Genomic DNA, 24,236 nt, shown 5'->3' with positions numbered 1-24,236 from the left:
AGATCGCACAGGCGGCGCTGTGAAACAATGGAGTCTGAAGGAGTCTCATGTCTGTAACGATGGTAGAAGATGTCGTAGTTTCGAAGAATGCCTCTCGGAATATCCGCAAAACTGTTTTGTCGAACGGTTTGCTGGTGCTGACCGAGAGTATGCCTCACGTGCGCAGTGTCTCGATGGGGGCCTGGGTGGGCTCAGGGTCGCGAGATGAGACGCCGGAGGTGAATGGGATCTCGCACTTTGTCGAGCATATGGTGTTCAAGGGCACGACCTCGCGGTCGGCGCAGCAGATTGCCCGGGAGGTAGACACGATCGGAGGCAATCTCGATGCGTTCACCGGGAAGGAGACGGTCTGCTTCAACATCAAGGTGCTGGACGAGAACGTAGCGCCGGCGCTGGATGTGCTGTCGGACCTGGTGCTGCACCCTACCTTTGCCCCCGAGGATGTGGAGCGCGAGAAGGGTGTGATCTCGGAAGAGATCAAGATGGATGAGGATAACCCGGACTATCTGGTGCACGAGGTGTGGACGCAGAACTTCTGGAAGGGCGATGCGCTGGGACGGCCAATTCTGGGGACCGTGAAGACGGTGAAGAGCTTCGACCAGCAGACTCTGCTGAACTTTTATGCAGGGCAGTTTACACCGAGGAATATGGTGTTTTCGGCTGCGGGAAACCTGGAGCATGACGCGTTTGTGGCTCAGGTGGAGAAGGAGTTTGGGTCGCTGGCTGCCAGCGGGGATGCTGTCCCGGCGAAGGTGGATGCGCCGAGAGCAACACCGCACATCACGCTGAAGAGGAAGAAGTCTCTGGAGCAGGTGCAGTTGTGCCTGGGAATGCCGGCGCCTCCGGTGAATGATTCGCGGCGGTATGTGGTGTACCTGATGAACACGATGCTGGGCGGCGGGATGAGCTCGCGGCTGTTCCAGACGGTTCGCGAGGACCGAGGGCTGGCTTACTCGATCTACTCGGAGATGAACCCGTTCCGCGATACCGGTTCGCTGTGCGTGTATGCCGGAACCTCGGTGGATAAGACGCAGGAGGTGTTGCAGCTTACCCTGCAGGAGTTGCGGCGTCTGAAGGAAGAGACGGTCAGCGAAGTGGAGTTGAAGCGAGCCAAGGATCAGCTGAAGAGCAATATGGTGATCGGGCTTGAGAGCTCGGGCAGCAGGATGGCGAATCTGGCTCGGCAGCAGATGTACTTTGGCAGATTCTTTGGCGTGGACGAGATTATGCAAGAGATTGAAGCAGTATCGACGGCCGATGTTCGGACCCTGGCGCAGGAGCTTTTCCGGCCGGAGATGATGGCGTTGACGCTGCTTGGGAATCTTGGCGCGATGAGGATCGAGCGGGAAGATTTGGCCTGCTAGTTCCCTGCTGATAGAGTTTGTTCGGTGGTAGAGAACGAGAATTGCCGAGGATTGAAAAAGACAATGAATGCACGGGACCGGTTGCGCGCAGGGCTACAGGTACGACGGAACGAAGATGGATTTACGCTGATCGAACTGCTGATCGTGATGTCGGTGATGCTGATCCTGATGACGCTGGCGGTTCCACAGCTGTTGAAGCTGAGGAAGCAGGCGCAGGAGACTTCGGCGGTGCAGTCGCTGCGGACGATTGGCCAGGCGGAGCTGCAGTACAACTCGGCTTATCCGGCGAACGGGTTTTCGTGTTCGCTGGCGACGCTGGGTGGTGACCCGAAGTCTGGTGCTCCGACGGCGCAGGCGGCGCAGCTGATTACGCCGGATCTCGCGAGCGGTCAGAAGGCTGGTTATACGTTCGCAATCACCAACTGCACGAAGGTGACGGTGAACAATCAGGATATGTACACGTCGTTTGAGATTACGGCGGTGCCGAACTCGATCGGGAAGACCGGTGACCGCGGGTTCTGCACGGACGAGAACAACACCATCCGCTACGATCCCGCGGGTGGAACCAACTGCACACAGCCTATTCAGTAATGTGGGCTAAGGTTTTCTTAATCGCGTCGTTCTTGTGCGCTCCGCTGGTTGCGCAGGAGAACGACGCGTTGGTGCGTAAGGTGGACGATCACTACAACCATCTCACTTCCCTGCGGGCTCATTACACGGAGAGCTACGCCGGGATGGGGATGAATCGCTCGGAAGAGGGTACGCTGCTGCTGAAGAAGCCGGGGCGGATGCGGTGGAGCTACGCTGCGCCGGTGGGTAAGGTGTTTGTGCTGGATGGGAAGTTTGCGTGGTTTTATACGCCGGGGGATGCCCAGGCCACGCGGGTGCCGGCGAAGCAGTTGGATGATCTGCGGTCGCCGTTGCGGTTTTTGCTGGGGCATACGCAGCTGAAGAAGGAGCTTGATGATCTGACTGTGGTGGCGGATGGGTCGGGTTTTCGGATCTCGGGTGTCCCGAAGGGGATGTCGCAGAGGGTGAAGTTGTTGTCGCTGTGGGTGACGGCGGGTGGGGCGATTGAGCAGATGAAGCTCGAAGAAGTGGATGGCGCGGTGACGGAGTTTGCTTTCTCGGGAATGCAGGAGAACGTGCCCGTGAAGGATGCGGACTTTGCGTTTGTTCCGCCGGATGGGGTTAGCGTGGTGGAGGGGTTGCCGCCGATCTAACGACGGCTCCCACTGGCTTTAGGCGATGACGGCTTTGCCTGCTTCACCGACCTCGACTTTGCCGCCGGTTGCGGCTGCTGCGAGATATTTGATGCCACGCACGATCTTGCTCGAAGAAGCTTCCCAGTAATCGGCTTCGGTGATGTCGACGCGAAGGACTGCGATGTTGGGATCGTCTTCGCCAGCGGGAAACCAGGCTTTGTACATTGAGTTCCAGAGTTCATGAATCTTCGCTCGGTCCTGATTGACGTAGGCGCGTCCTTTGGCGGAGATGTATTTTGCATTTGCGGGGTCGGAGAAGACCAAAGTTGCGTGAGAGTCATCTTTGATCTCATGAACTTTCCCGGACTTTAGTGGGGTCAGGAACCAGACGGTGCCGTCGAAGTTTTTGATGTGAGTTGCCATCGGGCGGCTATCGAAGGAGCCGTCTTCTCCCGCTGTAACAAGCATGGCGATCGGAATGTCTTCGATGAGTGAACCGATTTTCTTGAGACCTTCAGTGCCGGTAAGTTGTTTGAACTCGCTCATAAGTGCTCCTCGATTCGTTGAGATGCGTCAAGCGAAGAGCACGTTTGGCGTATGACCAGCTATCAAGCTGCAAGATCAAAAAAAGGTTAAAGTTTGTGATGTTTTCCGAACAATTTACGTTTTTTCGGAGATCTTCTTACATATTTCAGACGTGACTGCGGTTAGAAGAGGGTGATGTTTGGGTAGAGCGAGTAGTAAAATTGAAGAGACAACTATCGACGCATTTGCCAACGCGCGGAAGAGACGCGCAGAAAAGTAGAGTCAAAATCGTGAGCCATGTTCTTTCAGTGAGTCGCCTGAGTACCTCGGAGTTTCATTCGGCTGTTTATTCCCTCTCTCCTTCTGTTGCCGTATTCGATTGCGACGGAACCCTTTGGTCGGGAGACGCCGGGACCGGTTTTATGAAGTGGACGATCGAGATCGGCCTTGTCTCGCGAGAGGCGACCGACTGGATTGATTCTCGATATCGCGGATACATGAAGGGTGAAGTGTCTGAGGTGGCGATCTGCGGGGAGATGGTGCAGATGTACCAGCGGCTGCGAGAAGACGAACTGCGACGGGCGGCGAAGAACTTCTTTGCGAGCCAGATCGAACCGAATATCTTTGCCGAGATGAAGGAGTTAGTGGACGAGCTTCGGGGCAAAGGGGTCGATATCTGGGCGGTAAGCTCGACGAATAACTGGGTGATTGAAGAGGGCATGAAGCGCTTTGGGATTCAGGCTGATCGGGTGCTGGCGGCTCGGGTGCAGGTGAAGGACGGGGTGGTGACCGACACGATTCTGGATGTTCCGACGGACGAGGGCAAGGTGGCATCGCTCAAACGGGCGGGTGTGACGGCGCCTGATGCGGTCTTCGGGAACTCGGTCCACGACGCGGCGATGCTGGCCATTGCACGGCGGGCTTTTCCGGTAAATCCAACTCCAGCTTTGGCAGAGCGGAGTGCGCAGGAAGGCTGGCCGGTTTACTATCCTGCAACAGTTCGTCCGGCCTAAGTAAAGTGAATAGAAGCTTTTGGGCTGCGAAGATCGTCTAATCTGTAGTCAGGTGAGAGAGCCGATTCGCAAACTCGAGGAGCATGTTGAAGCCGCGGTACAGAAGCCAGTCCGATTGGTGGTTGCGGCTCTGATTCTGCGTGGGGATTCGAGCGAAGGCGGGCGTGGACTCGAAGTATTGATCTGCCAACGGAAACCTGATCAGCCGATGAGCCTGAAGTGGGAGTTCCCGGGTGGGAAGATTGAGGCTGGCGAGACGTCGGAGGACGCGCTGGCTCGCGAACTGAACGAAGAGTTGGGGATTACTGCGGTGATTGGCCGGCGGGTGGCAAGGGTCAGGCACAAATATCGCAACGGAGGGTCGATCGATCTGCAGTTTTTTGTGGTGCAGGAGTTCGATGGTACGTTGGAGAACCGAATCTTCAATGACATGCGGTGGGCTCCTTTGACGGAGCTGCCGGGCTATGACTTTCTCGCGGCTGATCTTGGGTTGATTCGGGATCTCTCTGAAGGCAAGCTGCTGTAGCAGGAGCCAACGTCTAGCCGTGGAGTGTATTCCAGACGAGGATGAGCGACAGGGATGTGACGATGACGACGGTCGTCCATGCGATGACGTTGAACCAGGGCTTGTTGGTGTAGGTACCCATGAGGTCATGCTTGTTGATCAGCTTCAACATGAAGACCAGGACCAGAGGGAGAAGAATGCCGTTTAGCACCTGCGAGAGGATGCTGAATTTGACCAGCGGAAAATTCGGGATCAAGACGATGGCAGCGCCGGCAAAGAGCAGCACGCTGTAGAGCCAGTAGAAGAACTTCGCTTCGTTGAAGCTCTTGTCGAGGCCACTCTCGAAGCCGAGTCCTTCGCAGACGGTGTAGGCGGTCGATAGGGGAAGGATCGATGCCGCAAACAGGGATGCATTGAACAGCCCCGCAGCAAAGAGAATGAAGGCGTATTGCCCGGCCAGAGGCTTCATCGCACCTGCAGCATCTGAGGGGTCGCTGATGTGGCGGATGCCGTGAGTGTAGAGGGTGGCGGCGCACGCTACAACGATGAACCAGGCCACAATATCGGTAAAGATGGAGCCTACGATGACGTCCAGCCGTGAGGTTTTGTACTTGCGGATGCTGACACCCTTTTCAACGATGGAGGACTGCAGGTAAAACTGCATCCATGGCGTGATGGTGGTGCCGATGACTGCGACGGTTGTGTAGACGTAGTCTTTGTCTGACCAGACGTTGCGTGGAGGCAGCTTGACTGTCTCCACCAGAGCAAGATGCCAGTCAGGGCCGCTGAGGACTCCCGTGATGATGTAGGCGATGTAGAAGACGCTTGCGATGAGGAAGATTTTTTCGACGCTCTTGTAGTCTCCCTTGACCACAAGAGCCCACACGATGGCCGCACAGATGGGGACGCTGACATATTTACTGACGTGAAAGAGCTGCATGCTGCCGGCGATGCCGGAGAACTCGGTAACCACGTTGGTAAAGTTGACCGCCACCAGAAGGATCATGATGACGAAGGTGATGCGGAGACCGAACTCTTCGCGGATGAGGTCGCTGAGACCTTTGCCAGTAACTACGCCCATGCGGGCGCACATCTCCTGCACGACGATGAGCGCGAGGGTGATGGGGATCATCGTCCACAAAAGCGTGTAGCCGAACTGTGCGCCCGCGGCGGAGTAGGTGAGGATGCCACCGGCGTCGTTGTCCACATTGGCCGTGATAAAGCCCGGACCGAGCACCGCAAAGATGAGAATGAGTCGGGTTCTCCAGGTGCGCCATGAGCTCATTGCTTATCCTTGCGTGCGGACGAGTGGATGAAATTTGTGCTTTGGGGAGAACGTATAGGTTCGCCTCTATCAGGCTAACTCATCTTCCTGCCTTGGCATAGCAAGCGCAGACGATACTTCTGACAGGTACTAGGTCGCTCCGGTCCGCCGGTGGAAGAGCTGATCTCGTTCGGCTTGTACGAGGCGGTAGAGAGCGGCTGCAGGTGCTTCGAGGGTTCGGTCGTTTGCTAGTTTTGCGTTGGCGTTGATGTGGTGCGGGTTTTTTGAAGAGAAGAGAAGGATGCTCGCCGGATTCATCAGGAGCGCGGCCTTGAGCATGAGGCGGGCGAGATCGGTCGCGTTGCTGAGATCGATGTTCGTCGACGCGGACCAGCGCTTGCAGAGGTCGATGTTCGCTGTGAGTCCGCGATGGAGAGAGCGGAAGTTATCGGTTAGAGCGCGGTGATGGATTCGGAAGGACGATGCTGGGACGGCATGTGCGGCGTCTATGTTCGCGTTAAGAACGGACCACTCGTATTGCAGGGTGCGACAGTAGGCGGGGTGCTCAGCCAGAAGGGTTGGGATTTTGTCCACGCTGCTGCCTATACCGAAGGAGCCGATGGTTCCCCTTTGCACCTCCTGTTCGAGGAGACTGAGAAGGGCTTCATCTTGAAAATCGGCCGCTGAGGCTTCGTGCAGGAGCCAGAGGTCGATGTGGTCGGTGCGTAGTGCGACGAGGCTGCGTTCGAGGGAGGCCTTCGCTTCTTGCGGCGTGAAGGTGGCCTTTTCGCTGGGGCGAGTGGCGGCGTTTGCCGCTCGTGCGAGACGGTGCTTCACGCTCGGGAGAATTTTGATAAGGGGGGCTGCGACGCGGCGGGCAGCCGAGATCAGCGGCGACTTTTTTCCGGGAGGGATTCCGTATTTTGTCGTGACGGTGACTTGGTTGGGGTGGAGTCGGAGGAACTCGCCGAGACAGCTCTCGGCCTCGCCGTAGCCGTACATGGGAGCGACGTCGAAGTGGCGGATGCCTGCGTCATAGGCCGCTTCGAGGATGGCAAGCGAGGCGCGTCGGCCCATGGCGCCCATGAGGCTGGAGCAGCCGAAGCCGAGACGGGTGGTGGTGCGGCCGGTGTCGGCTAATTCGATGAGTTGCATTCCAGATGATTTTGGCGCAGATGGAGGGAGATGGGAAGTGACTGTTGTGATTGCGGTCAAGGCTTGGGCTGGCTGGTTTGATCGTGGGATGCTTCTACTCGCTTAGGGACGTCCAGGGGGACCTGAACGGTGCCGAGGCGACCGCCGAGTGTGTCCCAGACGGCGACGAAGAGGTAGTTCTGTCCTTTGGGAAGACTGAACTGCTGATCAAAGTAGATTTTGCCGTTCGGGCCTTTGGTGAGTTTGTCGCCGTCGAAGCTGAGGGTGAATTTCTGACTGACGCGGCCGACGGGGCGGCCATTTTGATTGAGGGCAATGGCCCCGGCCCCGATCTGGACACGCTGGCCGCCGGGGATGTTCTCTGGAACGAAGTCGGCTGCGGGCACAGCGTAGCGGATGTTGTAGATCGTCTCGTTTTTCTTCTCGGGGAGGGTTGGGGTGTCTTCTGGGAGGGACACGGCCGATGAGGGCTGCACCTCTGCCTGGAAGATGATAAGTTGGTCGTAGTTTCCGGGGCGTTTAAACTTTTCGCCATTGGAGGTGAGGAGGATTCTCGCCTTCTTCGCCTCGTTCGGGTCGGAGCCGTTGGCTCCGTCGCCGTAGTAGCCGGTGCGGTAGGAGAGAGTGTAGGGGCCGCCGTCGAGGGTTACTTTGACGTTGTGCCATTTATTGTCCTGCTTGAAGTCGCGAGGAGAGTAGGAGAGCGTGTAGAAGTCGGCGTCGGCGGCGATGATCTTCGAGGAGGCGTCGGCGAGGGCGTTGTTGTTGTAGATGGCGCGTCCGCCGGTGGCTTTGGCTTCGTCGTCCAGCAGCAGGTGGTACATGCCGTCAAAGTTGGGGCCGCGTACGTCGATGGGATAAAGTGCGATGCGGCCGGCCTCGAGTTGATCGTAGACGGCGCGGACGACCAGAGGATCGAGAAACGGTAGTAATTTGTTGGCGTCGGCGCTGAAGAACAGGCCGGCCCCCGCGCTATACCAAAGCACGTTCTTGCGGCCTGGAAGCTGGCCGAGGTAGACAGCAATCTGCTGCATGGCCTGGAAGGAGCCGTAGTACCGGCGGTTTTCGTACCACGCTCCCGGCATGGGGAGAACGGGGATGGCTTTGCGGATGGCGCTGTGCAGGAGAGCGTGGTCTGTGGTGAAGTCCTGAAGCAACAGCGTGAATTCGCCACTGTGGACGAAGATGGCAAGCGAGTTCTGCGGAGGCAGTGTGTTGATGAAGTCGGTGAGCTGCTGGTAGAGGTACATCTGAGTGACGACGTCGATGGTGACGGTGTCGAGAACGATGACGTTGAAGACCGGCGGAGGGTGGAGGAGGAAGTCGTTGCTGAAGATGTGCGGGGCGGCGGGTGCCGTGGTTGGGATGATGGCGGGTTGCGCACTGGTGTGCTCTTCGAAGGAGGCGATGTTCTGTGGTTTTTTTTCGTCGAAGATGTGGAAGGCGGAGCGGCTTAGATGGTGGACGGGGTTGCCGTTCGCTTCGGTGACAGTGACGTCGGTGACGACGACGCGTGCTTGGGTGTGCAGAGTGAAGCCGGATGAGTCTGGAGATTGGGCCAAGGTAGAGAATGCGGTTGCCGAGAGTAAAACAGCCAGCGCAGCGTGAGCGAAGCGAATGGACATTGCCTGTCTCTATTGAAGAACGCCTTCCGTCAGTTTGACGGCGAGGAATCCGCGGAAGTTGCAGTCATTTGTTGTGTCTTTTGGAAAGATGGTCACTGAGGCGCAGGGCCAGGGCCAGGACGGTGTGGGTTGGGTTCGAGAAGCCGGAGCTGGGAAAGACGGCAGAGCTGCAGATGTAGGCGTTGGTGAGGCCGTAGAGGCGGAGGTCGGTGTCGACGACGCCTGTCGCGTCGGAGGTGGACATGCGCATGCCGCCCATGTGGTGGTTGCTGTCGTCGCAGCGGGTGAGGAAGTTGGGACTGCCGGACATCAGGTCTTCGTTGGGAATGATGCGGGCTACGTCGGCGAGGGCTCGCTGGGCGATGAGGACATACTGCCGGATGGTGTCCAGTTCCCGCTTCGATATCTGCCAATCGAAGCGGATGCGGAGGAGGCCGAGGGGGTCGCGCTGGTCGGTGAGGGTGATGCTGCTGCGGGAGGTGGGCTCCTGCTCGCAGTGGACGCGGAGGAAGATGCGGACTTCGGGGGGACTGTAGGCGCGGCGTTGGACTTTGTAGCGCCAGGCCTGGTGAACGAGCATGGGGAGGTGCTTTGCGGTGTGCTGGAGGTTGTCGCGGGTTATTTCGCTGAAGCGGGCGCGCATGAGGTTGCGGACTGTGGATTTCGCCTGGCCGCGGACTTTTCCTGTGTCCTCGAAGGACATGGTGGAGCCGATGTTGAGTGTGTTGTGTGCGGCCTGTGATTGTGGGAGGAGGCGGAGCTTGGGGAGGTATTTGAAGCCGTGGGTGATGATGGGGTCGAAGGTGTCGTGGAATCGCTTCGGGGCGAGCGGTTCGACGGCGGCGGCGTTGCAGTCGATGTGATCCTGAAAGTGCTGGCCGAGGAGACCGGAGCGGTTCCAGGGTAGGCCGCCGGGGCGAGGCTGGAGGAAGAAGCGGGAGCTTTCGATACCGCCCAACGCGAAGATGTAGTGCGGGGCGCGGAAGATTGCTTCGATTCCGGTGAGGGTGCGGCAACGGAGGCCGGTGGCGGCTTCGCCGTCGGTCATCAGGTCGACGGCGCTGGCGTGGAGCCAGAGATGGATGTTGGGGTTCTCGATGAGGGTTTTGTGGTGGAGGCGGGCGAAGTTTGGCTCGGGGCACCAGCGCGAGAGGTAGGCTTCGAGGTCGTCGAATTGGGTGAAAGGCAGGCCGAGGTCCTGCCAGACGGCTGCGTCGCTGCGTTCTACCTTGGCCAGGCCTTCGAGCGAGAGAGCGCGTTCGTAGAACGGTGTCAGGGTGGACTTGGGAAACGGCCAGCCGCTTTCGGGGACGCCGGGGCGAGGGGTAAAGTCGAGCGCGTCGAGTTCGAGTATCTGGCCACCCCAGCGAACCGTGGTTCCGCCTTTTACGCGGATGCGTCCGGTGTGGATGCCGCGATGAGGGAGGCCGGCGATCTCGCTGTCGTAGAGGGACTGGGAGGAGTCTTCCCTGGTCGCGCCTCCGCCTTCGAGCAGGAGAACTTTCTTGCCTTTTTGTGCGGACTCTACCGCAAGCGTGATGCCCGCGGCTCCAGCACCGACGATGCAGAGGTCCGCGTTGAGGATGGTGGGCGACTCGTGAAGTAGATCGTGAATCACCGATTGCCCGCGTGCTCTGTTTTGGCAGAAGACTTGATCTTTTCAAGGATCGATTGCGCGCGCTGGACGATCAACTCGACCTGACGGTCGTTGTAGTAGCCGTCGCGTGCTGCGCGAACGCAACCGGCGGCGGCGATGCGTTGACGCGCAGGCTCGTCGGGAAGATAACGGCGGATCTTCGCGACTAACTCTTCAAATCCGGTGAAGAAGACTGCTTCTTCGTCTTCCTTGAAGCGCTGCATGTGGCCGTCGGAACGCTCGGCGAGCAGAAAACCTCCGCAGCCGGCGATTTCAAAGCTTTTGTGCACGAACTCGTCGCAGTTGGAGTGAGTGATGAAGCTGAGGTTGATCTTCGATTTCCAGATGCCTTCGCGGTATTCGTCGCGAAAGAGCTCGCCGCCGTTGAAGAGAGCTTTGTAGGCGACGGGCTGCATGGCGCGTGCCCACTGGCGTGGATTGCCGGAGATTATGACTGGAAATTTGCACTCCTGCCACAGGCGGGTGAGCGTCTGGGCGCGGTCGTCGTAGGGCGTTCCGATGAAGGAGACCTCGCGGTTGCGGTCGGCGTCGGACCAGCCGTCGGGCGGGGGAAATTGCAGTGTCGGTTCGTAGGCGGTCTGGATCTTGATGACATCGCGGGCGCCGCGGGATTTGTAGTCGAGAATGTTCTTGTCGCGCTGGACGACGTGGAGGTCGTAGTGGGGAATGTCCTTCATGTAGACGCGCCAGCCCGGGTCCTGACGGGTGCCGAACGGGTTGTCGATCATGTAACTGACGGTGACGATATCCATCGCACGCATGCGGTCGAGTGTGCCGGGCCGGATGTAGAGAAGCTTATCCGTCCAGAGGATGTCAGGTTTTTCTGCCGCTGCGATTTTGATGAGATCGCTGTTGAGGCGCGCCACGGAGGGTCCCATGACCAGACGCTGGTTTACCTTGCGAAAGATCGCGTTTTTGGACTCGTAGTCGAAGACGTTGAACGGAATGACCTGATGGCCGAGGCGCTCCAACGCCCAGAGGCGATAGAGGGAGGTATCGTTCGGTGAGAGGCCGGTAGCGTACAGAATCTTCATGCGGTGCTGCGTTTCCTTTACGTTTGCCTGATGTCTGTTCTAGCGGCTCGCCCTCAAAAGAGCAATGACCTGTTCGGCATGAATGACCCCGGCGAGTTGTTTCTCGTGATCGATCACCGGCAGGGACCGCAGATTGTATTTGTCGAATAGCTCGGCGACCTTTCGTCCGTTTGCGTCGACGTTGCAGGTGACGAGGTGGCCTCGGGGCAGATCGGCCAATGGAGTACCAGCCGCAGCCAGAAGCAGTTGCACGAGTGGAACCATCGCAACGATCTTTTCCTCTTCGTCGAGTAGAAAAACGTCAGTGATGTTTTCTATGTCGCCTTCATACTCCCGCAACGACTCGATTGCCCGATCGACGAGAGCTGTGGCGGGTAAGGCAAGATACTCGGTCGTCATGCGGCCTGCCGCGGAGTCGCCGGAGAACTCAAGCAGGTCTTCGACCTCCTGACGCTCCTCGGGGTCCATCTCTTCGAGGATGGCCTCGGAGCGCTCATCGGTCATCTCCGAGAGCAGGTCGGCGGCGGCGCCTGGATCCATCTCTTCGACGATGCCGGCGATCTGTTCGGAGTCGAGGGATTCGATGAGGGACTGTTGCATCTTCGGTTTGACCTCTTCGAGGGCCTCGGCTGCAACCTCCTCGTCGAGCGAGATAAAGAGAGCGTGGCGCTCAGCGGGAGCCAGTTCCTCGAGAATGTCGGCGATGTCGGAGGGGTGCATCTTCGAGAGGCGATCCTGCTCGATCTTGAGGCGGACACGGCGTGACGGATCGCGTTCGATCAGGTCAACGAAGTCCCAGGGGATGACACTGGTGCCGAAGCGGGAGGCAATACGGTCAACGGAAGTCGCGGGGAGGCCCTTGAGAAGGCGGCGGACGGCCCCGCGCATGCCGACCTCTACCTCGGCGATGCGCAGAGTGAGATCGGGAGTGTCTTCCTGACAGTTCTCCCATACCAGGTCGACGTCGTTGACGCGGACAACTTTATGCCCGTGAACGTCGATAATCTGCTGGTCGAGCAGGTCGCGCTCAAGCAGAAGGTAGTCGTCATCCCCTTGAAGTGGAGTGGGTTGCGCGTCTTTACGGAGCTGCATGTGGCCGCCGGGACCAAGTTCGAGCTGAGAGATCAGGATCATGGACGGCTGTTTGTCCCGCTTGGCCGAGACCAGCCTGAGGAGGATACCGTGAATGTGGGCAGCGTCAATGGAGGGGGCCACAGCCAACTCGCGTACATGGCCAAGGGGACTCCCCTGGGCGTCCTCAACCGTGGATCCCAGGAGGGCCGAAACGCTCGTCCTTTGATTAGCATGCTTTGTCATAACGAGTTACGGGCACGACTCTAAAACGTAGCCCTTAGTCGCATGTTAGCCCACCTTGCTGCCGGTGGGGGTGCCGGAAGAGCCGGTCTGGTCAACTTTGAGGCCAGAAAGGGACTGAAATCCACGGGAGAAAAGAGACATCACCTTGACATTCGAGAAATCCACAAGCAAACTGCCATCATCGCTGTTGTCTAACGTTGACGACTGGCATACCAGCATTACAAGGACTGCTTTGGCCGATTCAACGACAAGCCGTGTCAGCTTCACCCTGGATTCGTCTCTCGACAGTGTTAACAAGATTGAGCAGACCGCTGAGCAGATAGCGCAACGGGCTGGATTCGACGAAGATACCGTTCCCCATATCGCCATGGCGGTGCGCGAAGCCGCTGTGAATGCTGTGCTGCACGGCAACTCGTACGACACGAACAAGCATGTGATTGCGTCGTTTGAGACGACTTCAGACTCGCTGATCATCCGCATCTCAGACCAGGGCCCCGGGCTCGATCCAGACAAGATTCCGGACCCGCTCGCTCCAGAAAATATCCTCCGCGGCTCCGGACGGGGTATCTTTCTTATCAAGGCTTTCATGGATGAGGTAAACTTTCGCCAGTTACATCCGGGAACAGAACTGACTCTTATCAAGCATCGAACACCCGCGCAGTCGGGGACCTAAGGAGAACACTAGACATGAGCATGAAAGTAAAAACTCGCCAGGTGGATGGAATCACCATTCTGGATCTCAGCGGCCGCATTACCCTAGGCGAAGGCAGCGTGACGATCCGCGACGCCGTGCGCGATGTTCTGGCCAAAGGTTCCAATAAGATTCTGCTCAACCTGGGCGACATCAGTTACATTGACAGCTCGGGCATCGGCGAACTGGTCAGTGCCTTCACCACCGTCAAGAACAGCGGCGGCGAACTCAAGCTTTTGAACCTGACCAAGAAAGTACACGACCTGCTGCAGATCACCAAGCTCTACACCGTCTTCGACGTGAAAGACGATGAAGCGACGGCGATCTCTTCGTTCACCAAATAGTCACGATCCTTCCATAAAAAAGCCGTCGCTCAATGCGACGGCTTTTTTGTTGGGCCAAGTCAGTTCGCTTCGCTACTTCGAGAAGTCGACCTTCGGCGCCACATTGTTTTCGGGATTCCCCTTGAAGTACTCATCGCGATAATGGAAGCCCGCGATATTGGCCCAGATGCTCTGAGGGAACTGCCGAACGTAAACATTGTAGTCCTCAAGCGTCTTGTTGTAACGCTGACGTGCGACGGAGATTCGGTTTTCGGTGCCGGCAAGCTCATCTGTCAACCGGTTGAATTGCTCGTTGCCTTTGAGATTCGGATACTGCTCCTGCAGACGGAAGAACGGCCCGAGAGCTACGTCCAGTTTTGCGTTGGCATTGATGTTGCTGGCGTGGTCGCCGCCTGCGGCGAGGACGCCGGCGCGGGCGTTGGCGATGTTGGTCAAAATCGTTGATTCTTCGGAGACGTACCCCTTCACCGAAGCGACTAGATTGGGGATGAGGTCGAGACGACGCTGTTGCTGAACATCGACCTGTGAAAACGCCTGATTGACTGCCTCATTCTTCTGCACCAGCGTGTTCTTCGCGCCGATATAGCTGCCTCCAATAAAGAGCAGAACGACGATGAGGAGAGCTACAACACCAAGCACAACCCATAAAGATTTCATGTTTCCTCAATTTCCCTTCGTCTGAAATTTCGATGCTACTGAAAGTTGGCGTCTCCGGCTGTACTTTATCACTGGAACCGGTTTCCTTTGCGTTTCTTTGCAGTAATTTGGCCTAGATTTGGGTCATTAGAAGTCTCCGCTGGCTCCGCCGCCTCCTGAACTGCCGCCGCCGAAGCCGCCAAAACCGCCGCCTCCACGGTCGTCGTCTCGTCCGCGGCCACCACCAAAACCGCCCCCTCCGCCTCCCATCAGATTTCCCAGGAGGAAGAAGATCAGGCCGGTATTGCCGGTCTTGATGAGAAAGAAGAGTATCAGCAGAACGACGCCGCCACCGATGAGGAGCTCGGTGAATGTTAGCTGCACGGGCTGCTGCTGTTGATGTTGGTATTGGCGGACCGGTGGGGCGAGGTTGAGGGTGACGCCTGCGTCGGTCGCGATAATGCGGGCAATCTGACTCACGCCGAGCGGAATAGCTGTGTTGTAATCCCCCTGCTGGGCGGCTGGAACCATCGAACGACCGATGTCGCCGACCTTCGCGTCATTGAGGATGCCCTCGAGACCGTAACCAACCTCGATGCGGCCGCGTCGGGGAGTCATGACGAAGATCATCAAGACGCCGCGATCAGTTCCCTTTGGGCCGACTTTCCATTTGTCTTCAAGCGCGGTGGCAAACTCTTCGATCGACTCATCGTTGTCGAGAGTTTTGATGGTAACGACCGCGATTTGAGCGTGGGCTTGTCGATCGACCTGAGTGCAGAGATTTTCGAGGCTGTATTTGGTCGAGGGGGATAGAACGCCGGCGAAATCGTTGATATAGCCGGTAGGCGCCGGCAGCGTGTTCACCGACTCCGCTGTCACCACGAGCGACGGCGCGAACGTCAGAAGGACAATAGCAAGCCATCGCGAAAGATAGTTCATCGATGGTCATTCTACGCCCTAACGCTTTACAAGCCAGCAAAACGTACGAGCTTATCCTTGACGCTTCGACCCGCAAAATGGTGCCTATAAGGTCGGAGCGGGATTCGGCACACTACCGCGCTGTGGAACGGGGATGACCTTCTCGCGGGCAAGCTTGTCGACCATCACCGTGTGCTCGTGTATGACCTTGGTTGCGTTTGCGACTGCGGTCTGGAGGGTTGGGTCTGTCGTGCTGGCGGCCTCCTGGCGAAACTCGCGAAGGTCCTTGTGGTGGTCCTTCACCATGAAAGACAGGTACTCCATATCAAAGTTGTTTCCGGACAGTGCGTTGAGCTTGTCGTACTCCGCCTGGTCTTCCTTGTTCAAATCCTTTGGCAACCTCACGCCCATGGAGTCAGCGATGGGAGCCATCTCATTGTTCAGCTTTGTGTGGTCGTCCACCATCTTCTGGCCGAATGCTTTTACATCGTCGCCGCTTGCCTTCTGGGCCGCGAGTTGGCCAAGCTTGACCTCGGCCATGCCTCCCTGCGCAGCTTTGTGGAGAAAGATCTTGTCTTTCATGGTTTGGCCGACGTCCCCGGCGTTTGTCGCGGAGTCCTGGATCGCGGTCGAAGAGGCGGGCGCTTGTTGCGGCGGGTTGGGCTGTGTCTGTGAGGCCCCCTGCGCCATGAGGTCAGGCTGAGCCAAAAGAATTGTGGGGGCGAAGAATGCTGCGCTCAGAATCAGAGTCCGGGGAATGAGGTTGTAAGCAGAGTCAGGTTTCATGGGAGTGCTCCCGTTGCTGGCGGTTTTATCCGACGTTCGCCAAGCGCATACCTCTATTTGGGTGTTCATGCGGAGTTTATGGTTGCCTTTCGTCCCATGGACGACGCTGTATCCTGTCAATGGAGCTCCGATTAATGACGCAAAGCACTATCCAGCCACCGCACGCCCGCCAGGAACCGACACCCACAACGCTGCATGGACACAGGCTCGAAGATAACTACCGGTGGATGAGGGATAAGTCCTCCCCCGAGGTGTTGGCTCATCTCAAGGCGGAGAATGCCTATACGCTCTCCGTCATGGCGGGGACGGAGGAGTTGCAGGCTAAGCTCTACGCCGAGATGCTCTCGCATATCAAGGAGACGGATGAGTCAGTTCCCTATCGTCAGCGAGGATGGTTCTACTATGTGCGCACCGTGGAGGGCAGCCAGTATCCGATCCACTGCCGGAGACGGGCGACGGGGTCAAAGTTTGACCCATCGCAGCCCGAAGAGATCGTGTTGGACGTGAATCAGCTCGCGGTGGGTCAGCCCTTTATGGCAGTAGGCGCGATGTCGGTGAGCATGGACGATACGAAGCTGGCTTACTCAACCGACAACACAGGATTTCGTCAGTACACGTTACATATTCGCGATCTGAAGACCGGTCTGGACTTACCCGACACTGCGGAACGTGTGGGATCGGTTGCCTGGGCTGCAGACTCGCAAACACTCTTCTACACTACCGAGGATGAGGTGACGAAGCGACATGACCACCTGTTCCGTCATCGTCTGGGCGACTCTGCTGCGGACGACGCAGTGATCTACGAAGAGACGGACGAACGCTTCAATCTTGGAGTCGGTAAGACACGTGACAACGAGTACCTGCTGATGGAGGCGGGCAGCCATACAACCAGCGAATGCCGGTTCCTTTCTGCAAAGACTCCTGAAGGTGAGTTTCAGATGATTGGGCCGCGCATCGATGAGCAGGAATACTCGGTCGATCATCGCGGCGGATTGTTCTACATCCGGACCAACGATGTGGGAAAGAACTTTCGCGTGGTTACAACTAAAGTTGAGAAGCCGGGGCGTGATTTCTGGGAGGAGCTGATTCCACTCGACGCGGAGGCTCCGCTTGAGGACTTCGACGTCTTCGACTCCTTTTGTGTTTGTTCGAGGCGCAAGCTTGGTCTCCCCACTCTTACCGTCATCGAATTCGGAGTGGCGAGGGAGTTGGGCAGATCGAGAGAGATTGAGTTTCCGGAGCCGGTTTATTCCGCCGGGACCAATATGAATCCGGAGTTTGCGACGAAGAAGCTTCGATACAGCTACCAGTCCCTGGTTTCGCCAGCATCGATTTACGAATATGACGTGCCGTCGGGAACCTCGGAGCTTATGAAGCAGCAGGAAGTTCCGGGCGGATTCGATTCGACGCGTTACGCTTCCGAGCGAGTGTGGGTCGAAGCATCCGATGGCGTCAAGATTCCGGCATCGGTCGTGTATCGCCGCGATTTCTTCAAACGAGACTCGACGAATCCTATTTATGTGTACGGCTACGGTTCGTATGGGTATCCGTTGCCGATCGGTTTCAGTTCTTCGCGTCTGTCTCTGCTGGACCGAGGCGTTGTCATCGCTTACGCACATATTCGGGGTGGCGGCGAGATGGGAGATTCGTGGCACGACGCTGGCAAGATGATGGTGAAACGCAACACGTTTAGTGACTTCATCGCCGTGGCGGAGCAACTGGTGGCAAAGGGCTATGGAGCGAAGGATCGGCTTGCGATTGAGGGAGGGAGTGCGGGCGGTTTGCTGATGGGCGCGGTGGTCAACGAGCGGCCGGATTTATTCCGGGTGGTTCTTTCGCACGTTCCATTTGTGGATGTGATGAACACGATGCTCGATGCCAGTCTGCCCCTTACCGTGGCTGAGTATGAGGAGTGGGGAAACCCGAATGAAGCGGAGGCGTTCGCTTACATGCGGTCCTACTCGCCCTACGACAACCTCAAGGCGGGAGACTATCCGGCGATGCTGGTGAAGACGAGCCTGAACGATTCTCAGGTGATGTACTGGGAGCCGGCAAAGTATGTCGCCAGACTGCGTACGCTGAAGACGAATGACACTCCGCTGCTGCTGCACATCAACATGGATGCGGGACACGGCGGTGCCTCGGGACGATATGACTACCTTAAAGAGATTGCGTTCGACTATGCGTTTTTGCTGACGCAGCTTGGGGTGGCGGACTAGACGCCAGCTCGTCCACCACTTCCAGTTCGGCGCTTCCGCAGAACCCACGTCGTCATGCACCGGTAGTCCTGCACGATTGTCGTCTTCAGTGGATCCACCATCACGGCGTTTAGTTGATCCGTTAGTCGCATCAGCATCGCCTCGTCGACCAGAAACCACTCCGAGCCGTCATTGATGCGGAAGATATTTCCTCTTAACCGTTCAAACTCCATGCCGATACGCGAACCAAGACGGCAGAACAGCAAGCCGCCCGGTCGGAGAACACGCCAAAGCTCTGCGACGATTGCGAGGAAATGGGCGTCGTCCCGCGCGAAATGCAGCACTGAGTTGCAGATGACTACATCCGCAAAGTTATCTGGGAAGTCGATTTGATCAAGCTGGCCTACGCGAAAGTTAGTTGGAGCCAGATCCGGTGCCAGCTGAGCGGCAATAGCCCGTACATGCTCCACGCCCTCAGCATCTGCGTCTACCGCGAAGACCTCGCACCCCTCACGCAGGAGATGTACTAAGTTCCTGCCATAGCCGCAGCCAGCATCTAGGACACGCATTCCACTGGTGATGTTTCCACGCAGAATCTGGTCGAAGACATAGATATCAATCTGGCCGAACTGTTCCTGTACGTTCATCCTGGTTTCGGTCAGGCTCACTTGTTCTCCGAGGACGTCTGTCTGGTTGAAATCATCTCTAATGTCCGCCACAGCTGTGACCTCCGCAGCTATGGCTGTGGCCACCGTCGCTGTGGCCGCCATCGGCTGGAACGCCGGGGCCGGAGTGCAAAGAATGTCCGTCGTGATTATTGTTGTGTGAACCATGCGTATGCGAACGTCTCGGCGAAGAGGTATCCGCAAAAACTACTCCATCGGCTGCGTTTTGGTCTGAGCGCTTCTTCTTGTTCTTTTCAGCTTGCACGGCAAAGTGCTTCCTAATGAACTCAAACATAAAGTGCTCCCCTCAAGTCCAGCCTACACTGCGGCCTCTTCCACTGTGTCGCCTTCGCCTGGGGCGAGGAAGAGATTGGTTTCGAGACCATGCTGCCGAGTGTAGAGGTCGTAGTAGCGGCCTTGTAGTTTGTAGAGAGAGTCGTGAGTGCCGCGTTCGAGAATCCTTCCCTGCTCGATGACGAGAATCTGGTCTGCACGTCGGATGGTGGAGAGGCGATGCGCGATGACAAACGTGGTGCGGCCCTGCATCAGGAAGTTGAGGCCACTCTGGATGAGCGCTTCCGACTCGGAGTCGAGCGAGCTGGTGGCCTCGTCCAGGATAAGGATGCGTGGATCTGCAAGGATGGCGCGGGCGATGGAGATACGCTGACGCTGGCCGCCGGAGAGCTTGACTCCGCGTTCACCAACGACCGTGTCGTATTTCTCCGGGAAGCGCTCGGCGAACTCATCGACGCGAGCGATGCGGCTGGCCTCCATCAGTTGCTCCTCTGTGGCCTGCGGACGGCTAAAGAGAATGTTTTCGCGGATGCTGCCATCGAAGAGGAAGGTCTCCTGCAAGACTACGCCAAGCTGCTGGCGGTAGCTGCTGAGGCGAATCGTACCCAGATCGATGCCGTCGATGAGGACCTGGCCGCCGACAGCAGTGTGAAAGCCGCAGATGAGGGAGATGATGGTGGACTTGCCTGAGCCGGAAGAGCCAACCAACGCAGTGACTGTTCCCGGTTTCGATTCGAAGCTGATGCCGTGGAGGACGGGCTTGTCGACTTCGTAGGCAAAGGTTACGTTTTGAAATGCGACATCGCCGTGTATCGGCCCGATGGCGACCGTACGGTTCGGCTCGCTGTCCTCTTCGCGTTCGTTCAGAATCTCAGTGGTGCGGTCCAGGCCTGCAAGGGCTTCGGTGAGTTGTGTCCCGATGTTAACAAGTTGCACGATGGGCGCCACCATGAAGGCGAGCAGCATGGTGTACTCCACGTAGCCGCCGACATCCAAACGATGAGCAGCAATCTCTTTGGCGCCCAGGTACATGATGAGACCTCCGACCACTCCCAACACCATCGTGGAGGAGAGAGTCATCAGAGACTGAGCAGTGATCGAGCTGATTACGTTCTTGAGCAGACGTTCGACACCGCGGGCAAAGACGCGGGCTTCGCTGTCTTCGGCGTGGTAGCCCTTGACCACACGTACGCCGCCCAGCGATTCGGTGAGACGACCTGTGACCTCTGCGTTGATCTTCGAGCGTTCGCGGAAGATCGGTCGGATCGTTTTGAAGGCTCTCTGCAGAATGAGACCGAAGACGAGCAGAATACAGACAGTAAGCAGCGTCATGCGTCCGCTGATTCGGATCAGGATGCAGAAGGCAATGATTGCGGTCAGAATGCCGCCGACAAACTCCAGCAGGCCAGTACCAACCAGATTGCGGACGCCTTCGACATCGGTCATGATGCGGGCGACGAGAGTGCCTGTTCGGTTTTCGTCGTAGAAGGCTACAGGGAGGCGGCCAATGTGTCGTTGAACCCGAGTTCGCAGCTCTGAAATGAGCCGTTGGCCGGCGGTGGAAAGCAATTGCGTCAGCGTGTAGGAGGATACTCCCTGTAGAAAAGTGGCAGTGGCGACGATGCCGATAATCCACGGAAGCAGATTCAACTGATGCTTGTACATCACGTTATTGATCAGGTAACGCGAAGAGACCGGCAGGGCAAAGCTGCAGAGGCGATTGACGACCATCAATAAGAAGCTGCCGGCGAGGAGCCACCGACGCGGCTTGACCAGCTTCCACACCTCCGGCATAACCTTGGTCAGCTTTGGCTTCGGACGCGAGGCTGTTAGGTCTGCTGTCGTAGCTCTGCTAGTACCGCGGGAGGTGCGGTCTACGGACTTCATACCGCCGCCAAAGCTGGATGGACCAAAGGAAGAAGACATAGCTAAGTTGAGTTTACGCTTGGGAGGCGACTATACATGGCGAGTGCGGCGTGCGGAGATGAAGGAGCGCACGCAGAACAATACATAAATCAAGCTGAGAAGACATAACGCTCCCTTCTCTTCGACTGCGATCGGATGAGGAAACGAAGCGCCACGGGAGAGCTTGAGCGTGTCGATCGCGGAAGGGATCATCCCCAAGAACACGAGCAGGGCAACCGTGACGGAGATGTGCATCCAAAGCATGCGTTTTTTTGAGTCTTCGCTGTTCGCCATAATGCCGAAGAGGACAAAAAAGATTCCAATACCGGCAGGGATGAGTGCCGTGGGATGAGCGCTGCCCGTGGTGACGTAGCCAGTAATGCCTAGCAGAATAAGCAGGACGCCGAAGCCAATGGTGAGCTTTGCCATGAGGTGAAACTCCTTGATAGTGCGCCATCTCAGGATACTTGAAGGGTGAGGCTGGGCGCCCACAAAGTTGCACCTGCAAGCAGGCAAAAAATACCCAGCCTGGGTGGCTGGGTATTCTTGCTCATGTAACTTGCCTTTTTAGCTACTTTTTTTAGCGCGGACCGTTCATCAGGTGCTGCATTGCGGTGTCGTAGCCGCGCCGGAAGCCATCACGGTAGTCGCCCCGTGCGCTGCTCGAAACATGAGGGTGGCGATACTCGTCGCGATTGTTTACGTCCGGTCGACGATGATTGTCGAAGTCCTTCCGCGCTCCTTCGATGCCATCGTGATAACCCTGACGCTGGATATCCTTGAACTCCTGTGGCGGAGCGTCCCAGCCACCGGCCTGTCCGTAACCTGGAACTGGCGCAGCGTAGGACTGAGCAATTGCGAGACCTGGAGTTGCAAGTGAAATGGCAAGTACTGGAATAGCAAGTCGATTGAGTTTCATTGGGAACTACCTCCGTGCGTCTTGCACACAGATAGTCAGATGAACCTTTCCGGCTCCTTGTTGTCTCGAAACTAAGCGGCGCTCTTCTTGATTGCGGCCAATATTTCTTCCGGCTTCCATTCGCTCGTGGGGTACCAATCAATTATCTTTCCGTCTTTGTCGATCAGAACGGTTGAGAGTGAGTGAGTTAGAGATTTGCTGTCACCCGGGGTGACGCCGACGTTAAAAAATTGTGTCATGGCAGGCAACTCTTTCTCTGTGGGAGCAGCGAAGTCCCAGTGAAGAAATCTTTCATTGGTGTAGTTGCCAGTGTAGGCGCCACCATAGCTGCGAAGAACCTTGGGTGTGTCATAGGTGGGGTCGAAGCTGACACTGATGAGGTGGGTCTGTTTGTAAAGGGCGGGATCGGCGGCGAGCGCCTTGTCGATGTCGGCAAAATTGCGGCTCATGCGGGGGCAAAAATCGGCGAGCTGGCAACGAGTGTAGATGAACGTCATTAGAACGATCTTGCCTTTGAACTGGTTCAGATGGATGGTGCGGTCGCTCTGGTTCAGGAGTTTGAAGTCGGGGACAACATCGCCTGCTGTGGGGACGTGGTAGGAGACGGGAGGCTTGTAATCGGGGCGTGCCTGCGCGATGACGACGATATCGTCGAGACGAACATCTCCATAGTTATCGCCCACCTTGTTTGCAAGGACCTTTGCGGTGATGCGATCGCCGGGGTGAAGTTCGCTGACGACACTGGGATCTGCGAGCTTATAGTCCATCGTCATCGCTTCCATGAATCCGGGGACATCTTCGCCATCAAGTGTGACGTGCGTGGCATCGGTAGAGACGACTCTGCCGCGAATGGTGAAGGTCTGCGCGGCGGAAGCTTGTTTGGAGACAGTAGGCGGTGCGCTTTGACGGCATCCGGGGAGAAAAATAAGGAAAGCGAGAAGAAATAGGGGCTTACGAAACACGGGCAGACTCCTAAGTCAATGATAATGGCTGCAACGCGAGATTACGCAGGGGTCGATGGATGGAACAAAGTAAGACGCAGGCACCCTCTTTGGGGCTGATGCACTTTGGGTTGATGCTGGCTGGCCTTGGGACGGCGTTGCTCGGACCCATTCTTCCGCTGCTCGCAAAACGATGGGAGATGCTGGACTCGCAAAGTGGCCTGCTGATGACCGCGAAGTTCTGCGGTGCGTTTTTCGGCGGAGTAACGGTGTCGAAGAAACTAAGAAGAAGCCTTCTTGTCGGGTTGATCGCGGGCGCCGTGGGTTTTGGTGGATTCGCTGTCGCTCCTTCGATGGTGGTGGGCTCCGTGGGTTTGTTCGTGGGTGGATTTGGTCTGGGACAGATCATCACGTCAGTCAACATACTGGCGGGTCGCAGGTTCACCTCTCATCGTGGATCCGCGCTGTCGCTGCTTAACTTTTCGTTCAGCCTCGGAGCCATGCTGTCTGCGCTCCTGGCCGCGTGGCTGTTGCCGCACTTTATGCTGAGGGGAGTACTTGAAGGATTTGCGGGATTGTTTGTTATCGGCCTGCTGGTGCTATGGGTGCAGTTGCGCGGAGAGGCTTCATCTATCGAAGCCCCTGAAACCGCGCCTGCGGAAGCTGGGCCACGGGCTGGGCTGAGTGGGCGAGTCTATCTTTATTTCGCGGGATTGCTCGTGCTTTATGGCGGATTAGAGACGTGCCTGAGTGGCTGGCTGACCACCTTCGCATTGCGATACGGCGATAAGACACTGGCGGTGAGCGAGTATACGACGCTCCTACTCTGGATGGCGCTGACCTTTGGTCGTGTGGGCGCTTCAGCGGTAATGCTGCGCGTGGGTGAGAAGACCGCGCAACGTGGGGGCTTGGTGCTAGCCTCTGTTTTCACGGTGGCGTTGGCGACGGCGCATTCTTCCTTGACGATTGCCGGCTTTGCAGTGCTCCTCGGGTTCAGTCTGGCGCCATTTTTTCCTGCTACCTTTGCGCTGTTGATCGAAGAAAGGCCGACAGCGAGACAGGCGGGAATTGTGGTGGCAGTCTCCGGACTGGGGGCGGCTGCGCTGCCGTGGATGATGGGGGTGGTCTCTACGAAAACCGGATCATTGCAGTTGGCGTTGGCTCTCCCCTTTGCGGCAGCCCTGGGGTTGCTGGCTATGAGTCTTTTTGCGCCGCGAACCCGACCGATCGCAGGCTGATTCTCCGGTCTGCTTTTCCTGCGATGGGGGGCGTATA

Annotated in this window: 24 protein-coding genes; 9 read left to right on the top strand and 15 right to left on the bottom strand. The window is 57.4% G+C overall.

Annotation, left to right across the window (positions count from 1 at the left end):
- Positions 1-47: 47 nt before the first annotated feature.
- From RBB76_RS19645 to lolA, 3 genes are all read left to right on the top strand, one after another.
- Positions 48-1,364: a M16 family metallopeptidase gene (locus RBB76_RS19645; RefSeq protein WP_429629394.1), complete on the top strand. Its 1,317-nt coding sequence runs from the start codon at positions 48-50 to the stop codon at positions 1,362-1,364.
- A 63-nt stretch (positions 1,365-1,427) separates the two neighbouring features.
- Positions 1,428-1,955 carry a type II secretion system protein gene (locus RBB76_RS19640; protein WP_429629393.1) on the top strand — a complete coding sequence of 176 codons (528 nt, stop codon included), beginning with the start codon at positions 1,428-1,430 and terminating at the stop codon, positions 1,953-1,955.
- Positions 1,956-2,026: 71 nt separating this feature from the next.
- Positions 2,027-2,587, top strand: a complete 561-nt coding sequence (gene lolA / locus RBB76_RS19635; RefSeq protein ID WP_429629650.1) for an outer membrane lipoprotein chaperone LolA — start codon at positions 2,027-2,029, stop codon at positions 2,585-2,587.
- Between the two features lie 18 nt (positions 2,588-2,605).
- Here the strand turns inward: lolA and RBB76_RS19630 are convergent, their stop codons facing one another.
- Entirely contained in the window at positions 2,606-3,115 is a 510-nt protein-coding gene (locus RBB76_RS19630; RefSeq protein WP_429629392.1) for a pyridoxamine 5'-phosphate oxidase family protein, read from the bottom strand.
- Between the two features lie 269 nt (positions 3,116-3,384).
- Between RBB76_RS19630 and RBB76_RS19625 the strand changes: the two genes are divergently transcribed.
- Together RBB76_RS19625 and RBB76_RS19620 are read left to right on the top strand one after the other, a co-directional pair.
- Positions 3,385-4,107, top strand: a complete 723-nt coding sequence (locus RBB76_RS19625; RefSeq protein WP_429629391.1) for an HAD family hydrolase — start codon at positions 3,385-3,387, stop codon at positions 4,105-4,107.
- Between the two features lie 52 nt (positions 4,108-4,159).
- Positions 4,160-4,633 (top strand): (deoxy)nucleoside triphosphate pyrophosphohydrolase, encoded by a 474-nt coding sequence (locus tag RBB76_RS19620; RefSeq protein ID WP_429629390.1) that lies wholly within the window; start codon positions 4,160-4,162, stop codon positions 4,631-4,633.
- Positions 4,634-4,646: 13 nt separating this feature from the next.
- Here the strand turns inward: RBB76_RS19620 and RBB76_RS19615 are convergent, their stop codons facing one another.
- The 6 genes from RBB76_RS19615 to RBB76_RS19590 form a co-directional block, all read right to left on the bottom strand.
- Complete coding sequence (locus tag RBB76_RS19615) at positions 4,647-5,897, bottom strand: Nramp family divalent metal transporter (RefSeq protein ID WP_429629389.1); 1,251 nt, start codon at positions 5,895-5,897, stop codon at positions 4,647-4,649.
- A 129-nt stretch (positions 5,898-6,026) separates the two neighbouring features.
- Entirely contained in the window at positions 6,027-7,031 is a 1,005-nt protein-coding gene (locus RBB76_RS19610) for an aldo/keto reductase (protein WP_429629388.1), read from the bottom strand.
- Positions 7,032-7,087: 56 nt separating this feature from the next.
- Positions 7,088-8,656 carry a VWA domain-containing protein gene (locus RBB76_RS19605; RefSeq protein ID WP_429629387.1) on the bottom strand — a complete coding sequence of 523 codons (1,569 nt, stop codon included), beginning with the start codon at positions 8,654-8,656 and terminating at the stop codon, positions 7,088-7,090.
- 64 nt (positions 8,657-8,720) lie between these two features.
- On the bottom strand, positions 8,721-10,274 hold the full coding sequence (locus RBB76_RS19600) for a GMC oxidoreductase (RefSeq protein WP_429629386.1): 1,554 nt from the start codon (positions 10,272-10,274) through the stop codon (positions 8,721-8,723).
- Positions 10,271-11,347, bottom strand: a complete 1,077-nt coding sequence (locus RBB76_RS19595; RefSeq protein ID WP_429629385.1) for a CgeB family protein — start codon at positions 11,345-11,347, stop codon at positions 10,271-10,273. The genes RBB76_RS19600 and RBB76_RS19595 overlap by 4 nt, the downstream gene beginning before the upstream one ends.
- 39 nt (positions 11,348-11,386) lie before the next feature.
- Positions 11,387-12,562 carry a magnesium transporter MgtE N-terminal domain-containing protein gene (locus RBB76_RS19590; protein ID WP_433963455.1) on the bottom strand — a complete coding sequence of 392 codons (1,176 nt, stop codon included), beginning with the start codon at positions 12,560-12,562 and terminating at the stop codon, positions 11,387-11,389.
- 334 nt (positions 12,563-12,896) lie between these two features.
- On the opposite strand from RBB76_RS19590, the gene RBB76_RS19585 reads away from it, so the two are divergent.
- On the top strand, positions 12,897-13,337 hold the full coding sequence (locus RBB76_RS19585) for an ATP-binding protein (protein ID WP_429629383.1): 441 nt from the start codon (positions 12,897-12,899) through the stop codon (positions 13,335-13,337).
- A gap of 14 nt (positions 13,338-13,351) precedes the next feature.
- Positions 13,352-13,699, top strand: a complete 348-nt coding sequence (locus RBB76_RS19580) for an STAS domain-containing protein (RefSeq protein WP_158945525.1) — start codon at positions 13,352-13,354, stop codon at positions 13,697-13,699.
- A gap of 72 nt (positions 13,700-13,771) precedes the next feature.
- On the opposite strand, the gene RBB76_RS19575 is transcribed toward RBB76_RS19580, so the two are convergent.
- The 3 genes from RBB76_RS19575 to RBB76_RS19565 all read right to left on the bottom strand — a co-directional run bounded on the left by RBB76_RS19575 (position 13,772) and on the right by RBB76_RS19565 (position 16,039).
- Entirely contained in the window at positions 13,772-14,356 is a 585-nt protein-coding gene (locus RBB76_RS19575; RefSeq protein ID WP_429629382.1) for a LemA family protein, read from the bottom strand.
- Positions 14,357-14,482: 126 nt separating this feature from the next.
- Positions 14,483-15,274: a TPM domain-containing protein gene (locus RBB76_RS19570; RefSeq protein WP_429629381.1), complete on the bottom strand. Its 792-nt coding sequence runs from the start codon at positions 15,272-15,274 to the stop codon at positions 14,483-14,485.
- An 84-nt stretch (positions 15,275-15,358) separates the two neighbouring features.
- The gene (locus RBB76_RS19565; protein ID WP_429629380.1) at positions 15,359-16,039 is read right to left on the bottom strand and encodes a DUF4142 domain-containing protein; all 681 of its coding nucleotides are present in this window, start codon (positions 16,037-16,039) and stop codon (positions 15,359-15,361) included.
- Between the two features lie 134 nt (positions 16,040-16,173).
- Between RBB76_RS19565 and RBB76_RS19560 the strand changes: the two genes are divergently transcribed.
- On the top strand, positions 16,174-18,258 hold the full coding sequence (locus tag RBB76_RS19560; RefSeq protein ID WP_429629379.1) for a S9 family peptidase: 2,085 nt from the start codon (positions 16,174-16,176) through the stop codon (positions 18,256-18,258).
- Here the strand turns inward: RBB76_RS19560 and RBB76_RS19555 are convergent.
- The 5 genes from RBB76_RS19555 to RBB76_RS19535 all read right to left on the bottom strand — a co-directional run bounded on the left by RBB76_RS19555 (position 18,255) and on the right by RBB76_RS19535 (position 22,982).
- A complete protein-coding gene (locus RBB76_RS19555) occupies positions 18,255-19,070 on the bottom strand; it encodes a class I SAM-dependent methyltransferase (RefSeq protein WP_429629378.1) in 816 nt (271 codons plus the stop codon). The two genes, RBB76_RS19560 and RBB76_RS19555, sit on opposite strands and share 4 nt — an antisense overlap.
- 150 nt (positions 19,071-19,220) lie before the next feature.
- Complete coding sequence (locus tag RBB76_RS19550; RefSeq protein ID WP_429629377.1) at positions 19,221-21,083, bottom strand: ABC transporter ATP-binding protein; 1,863 nt, start codon at positions 21,081-21,083, stop codon at positions 19,221-19,223.
- 69 nt (positions 21,084-21,152) lie between these two features.
- Positions 21,153-21,530, bottom strand: a complete 378-nt coding sequence (locus RBB76_RS19545; RefSeq protein WP_429629376.1) for a hypothetical protein — start codon at positions 21,528-21,530, stop codon at positions 21,153-21,155.
- A 151-nt stretch (positions 21,531-21,681) separates the two neighbouring features.
- On the bottom strand, positions 21,682-22,020 hold the full coding sequence (locus RBB76_RS19540; protein ID WP_429629375.1) for a hypothetical protein: 339 nt from the start codon (positions 22,018-22,020) through the stop codon (positions 21,682-21,684).
- A gap of 71 nt (positions 22,021-22,091) precedes the next feature.
- Complete coding sequence (locus RBB76_RS19535) at positions 22,092-22,982, bottom strand: SCO family protein (protein WP_429629374.1); 891 nt, start codon at positions 22,980-22,982, stop codon at positions 22,092-22,094.
- Positions 22,983-23,041: 59 nt separating this feature from the next.
- On the opposite strand from RBB76_RS19535, the gene RBB76_RS19530 reads away from it, so the two are divergent.
- A complete protein-coding gene (locus RBB76_RS19530; protein ID WP_429629373.1) occupies positions 23,042-24,199 on the top strand; it encodes an MFS transporter in 1,158 nt (385 codons plus the stop codon).
- Positions 24,200-24,236: the final 37 nt, after the last annotated feature.

Origin of the sequence: Tunturiibacter psychrotolerans (genome assembly GCF_051013365.1) — a bacterium.
Classification (GTDB): Bacteria; Acidobacteriota; Terriglobia; order Terriglobales; family Acidobacteriaceae; genus Edaphobacter; species Edaphobacter psychrotolerans_A.
The sequence above is the reverse complement of the archived record's forward strand: the minus strand, read 5'-3'. Positions and strand labels throughout refer to the sequence as shown.

Excerpts from the sequence above, each read along its gene's own strand:
- RBB76_RS19615 (WP_429629389.1), bottom strand. The coding sequence starts at position 5,897 with ATGAGCTCATGGCGCACCTGGAGAACCCGACTCATTCTCATCTTTGCG.
- RBB76_RS19645 (WP_429629394.1), top strand. The coding sequence starts at position 48 with ATGTCTGTAACGATGGTAGAAGATGTCGTAGTTTCGAAGAATGCCTCT.
- RBB76_RS19555 (WP_429629378.1), bottom strand. The coding sequence starts at position 19,070 with ATGGTTCACACAACAATAATCACGACGGACATTCTTTGCACTCCGGCC.
- RBB76_RS19570 (WP_429629381.1), bottom strand. The coding sequence starts at position 15,274 with ATGAACTATCTTTCGCGATGGCTTGCTATTGTCCTTCTGACGTTCGCG.
- RBB76_RS19530 (WP_429629373.1), top strand. The coding sequence starts at position 23,042 with ATGGAACAAAGTAAGACGCAGGCACCCTCTTTGGGGCTGATGCACTTT.
- RBB76_RS19560 (WP_429629379.1), top strand. The coding sequence starts at position 16,174 with ATGACGCAAAGCACTATCCAGCCACCGCACGCCCGCCAGGAACCGACA.
- RBB76_RS19540 (WP_429629375.1), bottom strand. The coding sequence starts at position 22,020 with ATGAAACTCAATCGACTTGCTATTCCAGTACTTGCCATTTCACTTGCA.
- RBB76_RS19640 (WP_429629393.1), top strand. The coding sequence starts at position 1,428 with ATGAATGCACGGGACCGGTTGCGCGCAGGGCTACAGGTACGACGGAAC.
- RBB76_RS19545 (WP_429629376.1), bottom strand. The coding sequence starts at position 21,530 with ATGGCAAAGCTCACCATTGGCTTCGGCGTCCTGCTTATTCTGCTAGGC.
- RBB76_RS19605 (WP_429629387.1), bottom strand. The coding sequence starts at position 8,656 with ATGTCCATTCGCTTCGCTCACGCTGCGCTGGCTGTTTTACTCTCGGCA.
- RBB76_RS19595 (WP_429629385.1), bottom strand. The coding sequence starts at position 11,347 with ATGAAGATTCTGTACGCTACCGGCCTCTCACCGAACGATACCTCCCTC.
- RBB76_RS19610 (WP_429629388.1), bottom strand. The coding sequence starts at position 7,031 with ATGCAACTCATCGAATTAGCCGACACCGGCCGCACCACCACCCGTCTC.
- RBB76_RS19550 (WP_429629377.1), bottom strand. The coding sequence starts at position 21,083 with ATGAAGTCCGTAGACCGCACCTCCCGCGGTACTAGCAGAGCTACGACA.
- RBB76_RS19630 (WP_429629392.1), bottom strand. The coding sequence starts at position 3,115 with ATGAGCGAGTTCAAACAACTTACCGGCACTGAAGGTCTCAAGAAAATC.
- RBB76_RS19565 (WP_429629380.1), bottom strand. The coding sequence starts at position 16,039 with ATGAAACCTGACTCTGCTTACAACCTCATTCCCCGGACTCTGATTCTG.
- RBB76_RS19575 (WP_429629382.1), bottom strand. The coding sequence starts at position 14,356 with ATGAAATCTTTATGGGTTGTGCTTGGTGTTGTAGCTCTCCTCATCGTC.
- RBB76_RS19580 (WP_158945525.1), top strand. The coding sequence starts at position 13,352 with ATGAGCATGAAAGTAAAAACTCGCCAGGTGGATGGAATCACCATTCTG.